The sequence below is a fragment of the Traorella sp. mt218 genome, assembly GCF_055420025.1.
In genome coordinates this window covers 1-4,780 of the sequence record NZ_JBVAYM010000043.1, presented here as the reverse complement: position 1 = coordinate 4,780, position 4,780 = coordinate 1, and the positions used below count along the sequence as shown (strand labels likewise).

General features: G+C 41.3%; 7 protein-coding genes. All 7 read right to left on the bottom strand.

Annotation, left to right across the window (positions count from 1 at the left end):
• Positions 1–1,082 (bottom strand): MobT family relaxase (mobT, locus tag ACZYT3_RS12475; protein WP_464088876.1); only part of this gene is annotated, 1,082 nt, incomplete at its 3' end.
• 183 nt (positions 1,083–1,265) lie between these two features.
• Positions 1,266–2,660: an FtsK/SpoIIIE domain-containing protein gene (locus tag ACZYT3_RS12470; protein WP_118368055.1), complete on the bottom strand. Its 1,395-nt coding sequence runs from the start codon at positions 2,658–2,660 to the stop codon at positions 1,266–1,268.
• 67 nt (positions 2,661–2,727) lie between these two features.
• Complete coding sequence (locus tag ACZYT3_RS12465; RefSeq protein WP_008787613.1) at positions 2,728–2,931, bottom strand: helix-turn-helix transcriptional regulator; 204 nt, start codon at positions 2,929–2,931, stop codon at positions 2,728–2,730.
• A gap of 3 nt (positions 2,932–2,934) precedes the next feature.
• Positions 2,935–3,576 (bottom strand): DUF2178 domain-containing protein, encoded by a 642-nt coding sequence (locus ACZYT3_RS12460; protein WP_464088875.1) that lies wholly within the window; start codon positions 3,574–3,576, stop codon positions 2,935–2,937.
• Positions 3,577–3,692: 116 nt separating this feature from the next.
• On the bottom strand, positions 3,693–4,076 hold the full coding sequence (locus ACZYT3_RS12455; protein WP_008787611.1) for a YdcP family protein: 384 nt from the start codon (positions 4,074–4,076) through the stop codon (positions 3,693–3,695).
• Between the two features lie 15 nt (positions 4,077–4,091).
• On the bottom strand, positions 4,092–4,418 hold the full coding sequence (locus tag ACZYT3_RS12450) for a YdcP family protein (protein WP_005339720.1): 327 nt from the start codon (positions 4,416–4,418) through the stop codon (positions 4,092–4,094).
• A gap of 234 nt (positions 4,419–4,652) precedes the next feature.
• On the bottom strand, positions 4,653–4,780 hold a 128-nt coding region (locus ACZYT3_RS12445; protein WP_464088877.1), incomplete at its 5' end, for an LPXTG cell wall anchor domain-containing protein.

The window sequence follows — 4,780 nt, the reverse complement described above, 5'->3', positions numbered from 1 at the left end:
TTATCAATCTTTTTCAGCATTTTTAAGGTCGGTGCTACCTGCCGTTGTACCCACCGCAATGTGCGGTCTAAGGTGTAAGGCTCTGGTTTTGTCGTCAGCTTCAAGCTCTGTCTGTTATCGCCGATAAACCAAGCCCAGCGGTCATTGAGCTTCCAGTCATTTTTTCGCTTGTCGGGTTCTTCATCAACAAACCGCACATACTGATTGATGATAGAAAAAGCGGTCTGTTCTGCGTCATAATAGGTCAGTAAATCTCGTACCGCATAATAGGCTCGTTCATTGCGAAGCCGTATTTCAAAACGGTTGATAATGTCGGCTTCTTCCAGAGGTGTCCCTAACTTGACGTACTGCTCATAGTCCTTTTCATAGATACAGAAATACACATCTGATTTCAGCGACCCAAGATAAAGGGTACGCCCCATATATTCTCTGTCGTCCTCTCTGTGCTTGATAAGCTCGCCCGACTGGTAAAACTTATAGCTTCTGGACTTTCCGATATATTCCCGTTTCCTGCATTTTTCCGCAAGCTCTGGAATATCCAAAATGCCCGTATGGTCGTTGATAGCAAGGTCGATACGCTTCATCACGCCACCGTCTATAAGTGCGTCCATAAGAAAGTCATACCAGCTTCTTTGCTGTGCCAGCAGGTAACTTTCAAACTGCCTGCAACCACGCCCCTTTAACTCTAAAAGGACACCTTTTTCTTCGTCAGCCGACGTATAGATAAAGATGTCCCCTAAAGAGTAATGCTCCGTATAACTGTAACGCCCGTAATTTTCATGGAGCATATAGTTGATATTCAGTTTTAATATATCTTTGATGATGTGCTGTATATCCAGCGTGGGAAAACGAATTTTCACATAATCAAACAGCATGGTAAGCGGTGCTTCTGGATTGAACTTTGCCAGTTCTTTATGCAGAGTATTCAGAAGTTCCTTTGACGGCTTCATTTTTCCGCTTTCTATCTTGTTGAGATATTCTCTTGTGATACCAGACGCCACCGCCAGCCTGCCTTGTGAGATACCGTAAGCAATCCGTTTTTCCCGTAATTCTTTTATCCATTGTTCTTCATTCAGAACCATACCCCCAATCTGTCAAGTGTGAAGTTTTTTAAGGCGACTTCACAGCCGATTTTTGCTAGGAAACCATGCGATAAGCCTTATGTTTCCTGTGTTTTTCGTCTATTGTCTATTTGCAAACGTACCCCTCTGTTAGATACCGAGGGGTTTTACCTGCTGGCGTGGCTAACGCCACACCAGCAACGGCTAGTCCGTGCCGTCGCCTTTCGCTTCGCACGTCGCCGTCCCGTCCTGCCTTGCTTGTGCAAGAGAGCCGATAGTCTGCAAAAAATCATGTCCTTTCGGGACTAAAGGCGTGTAAAACTCACTGATAACGCTTGTTCCCACATCACAATATCCACGCCCCTTGATACGCTTCTGAAAAAACTGCTTTTTCACATCTGAACCAAACAGCATACCGTAACCTAATTCGCTGATACGCCCAAGTCCCACACGGAAATTGAAGTTATCTCTGATACCGTCCGAGAAATACTTTGCGTCTGGACGCTGGCAGGCAACGATAAGGAAATAACCTGCTTGTCGCCCTAACATAACGATTTTCTTTAGCTGGCTAAGTAAGCTCACGCTTTCTTTCGTCCCCAGCATTTCAAAAAACGCCACATATTCATCAAAGATAAGAAAGCAGGGTGGCAGTCCCAGATAGGCGTAGTTTTCGCCTGTCTTATAGTTCGGGTGTCGCTTCATTTCCTCGCTTCGCTGTACCATGCCCTCATAAAAGGCATTGACGCAGTCTATCATTTCTTCTTTGGTATGGTAGACGTTTGGCATGACCGTTCCTAAGTCCGCAAGGTCGCTATTCTTCGGGTCTAATATGTAAAGGACAGCGTTGGTATGCAGTAAGGCTTCAATGAGCGTCAGCAGAAAATAAGTTTTACCGCCACCAGTTCCACCAGCAATCAGAGCGTGGGGGAGTGCGTCATATTCCCAGACAAGATTTTTCATCAATCTAAGACAGCCTTTTTCTGCACGTACTTCATCAATGGTAATGCGATTTGCTATCATATCATAAAGCAGGGTATATTCGATATAGCCGTCATGCAGGGTCTTGTCGGTCAGCTCACAATACAAGCCACTTTCCAATTTATCCTCTAACCGTAAAAGCTGGTCTTGATATTTCCCCAGCGTGATTTCACAGCGGATATGAAGCAGTCCCTTTTCCATTTGATAGTAAATCTTTGGAAACCAGACGATTTTTTCTCTTGATCTGCTTTGCAGGTCAGTAAAAAAACCGCTGTCTTGTACGGTATCGGCTTCATACCACTTATTTTCCAGTATCATTCTTGCCAGCTTTTGACGGTGCAGGAGCTTCTTGAAACTATCGTAACAGAAGCGGTAATACAGAAAAGCGACCAATGCACAAACACCAGTCGCTATCAGTATGGTTATGAAGTTGTAAGGGGAGAGCGTCAAGCCGTTCTCTAACAAGCTGAAATGCTCCCAATCGGTACGCATGAGCTGTTTCGTATTCAGTAGCAAAAGAACCGCTACGAATACAAACAGAAGCGTCCCTATGGAAAAGTGATAGACAAGTTGCTTGTCGCTGGCTCTGATACGGTGTCCTTTGTTACAAATCTTACGCATAAATCAATCACTCCTTTCTGGATATGAAAAAGCAGTCAATCCTAAGACTAACTGCTTTAAACTGTCTTTATTCAAAAATAAATATATCTTCTATCGGAGCTTTTACAGCTCTTGAAATATCTATTGCCAATTTAAGTGACGGATTATATTGTGCTTTTTCTAATCTCATAATAGTTTCACGACGAACACCTACAATGTCAGCGAGTTGTTCTTGTGTTAATTCTTGTGCTACACGATATTTTTTTAAATTACATACAAACTTTGCTTCCATAATTTATTCCCTTTTTTCATAACGATATAATAAATAGTTGCTAAGAAAAAGAACAAGAGCATAGATAAGTGAAACAGAAATCAGCATAAATATTGCACACCACTCAACATTACGGGAAAACATACCTATTGCCATAAGCCAGATAACTACAAATAATAGTTTAAAACCTATCTTGTAGGCTTCTAATTGTGCCTTACGTTTATTTTCTTGAAAAAGCTCATCTTCTAAGATATGAGAAAGTTTACCTTCAAAGAAAAAACTGAAAAAACCAAAAAATATGAAAAAAGCAAAAGGAAATATTTCTCCAAATTTATAGTATGTCCAAAATCCGCCAAACCCCAGAAAACCAAACATTCCACAAAATCCCCAGTAAGGAGAAATTGTTCTTGAATATCGTTTTTCCCTGCTGTTTTTTGAAAAGACATTTTTAAAGCAGATAATTACTATATAGATAGCATATAGTGCTATTAAAGCTCCAATTACTAACATAGGAATATCCTTGTAAGAAAATACATATTCCGACATATCCATATTTTTGACCCAGCGTCCATTATTGTATAATAGGGAGTAGATTGTACCAACAATAAGCAATAAAGCACACCCTACCCCCATAAAAATAATTTTTTTAATTTGTTTCTTTGACATATTTATCTCTCCTTTCAAATGAGATGTTTTTGTATCTTTATGAGATAAATATATCACTCCGCATTGTTTGTGTCAATCAAAATTGGTCAATCAAAATTAAGACAAATACATCACTTTTATTTCTTCGGCTGTCCCTGCGTTGTAGGGTTCTGTGGACTGCCTGCGTTCTGGTTGCCTTTATTCTTCAATACAATATCCTCTGCCTTTACATACCAGTCCACATCTGCACCCGTATAAGTCTTTCTTGATACCGTATCGGCTACGGGATTGACAAGCTCCACAACTGCATTGTACGGAAATTCCCTTAACGGTACTTCTGGCGGTACGGACACGGGGATAATTCCACCATGCAGACTGCACTTCAAATCATAGATACGCTTTTTAAGCTGGGTACTCGGTGTCCCGTCCTCATTCTGTAAGAACACATCACGCACCGCTGTAAATTTTAATTCTCCAAATGTTTTCTCTTTGTCAATAACAAACCCGTTTGATAATCTCATAAATTCTTCACTCCTTTACTTTTCTTCAACTGCTACAATATCATCAGCAACTAACACATAATCGGTATGTCCCATATCCCCGATTGCGTAACCTCTGCCGTATAACTTCGGATTGACAAGTTTTACTTTCTGTTCATACTTGAACTTCTTTTCGCCAGCCTGCACGGGAATTTCCACCACAACATTTTCGCCTTTTTGTACGTCAGAATAAAGGTTATAGCTTCGTCTGGCTAAGACCCTGCGGTTATTTTTATCTCTTTCAAAGACTGGCTCACTTTCGCCTGCAAATTCAAGAGTTCCAAAAGACTGTGCCATATCTGGCACGACATATTTCATTTCCATATTGTTTTACCTCGTTTCTTTCTATTTTTGATAAATTGATTGTGATTTCTTATTCTGGCGGTTTGGGAAGTACCAGCAATCCCACCGATAGTAAAGGGTAAAATCAATGCTTACGCACCCTTGACTATCCGTGTTCTTGCAGGTAAGTAGCAGACAAGCCAGAATAAGCGGAAGTCTGCCGTTTGACAGCTTCGGCGGAGAGCGTGATTTTTCTTTCCTCATACCGTTACCGCCTTATGATTTCTTCATTTTACGGCGTTTGTAGAAGAAGATACCTGCCAGCCCAGCACCAGAAGTTAAAAGAAGTGCAAGCAGTCCGTAAAGGTTTGTGTTATCGCCCGTTTTGGGACTGTCGCTAGGTC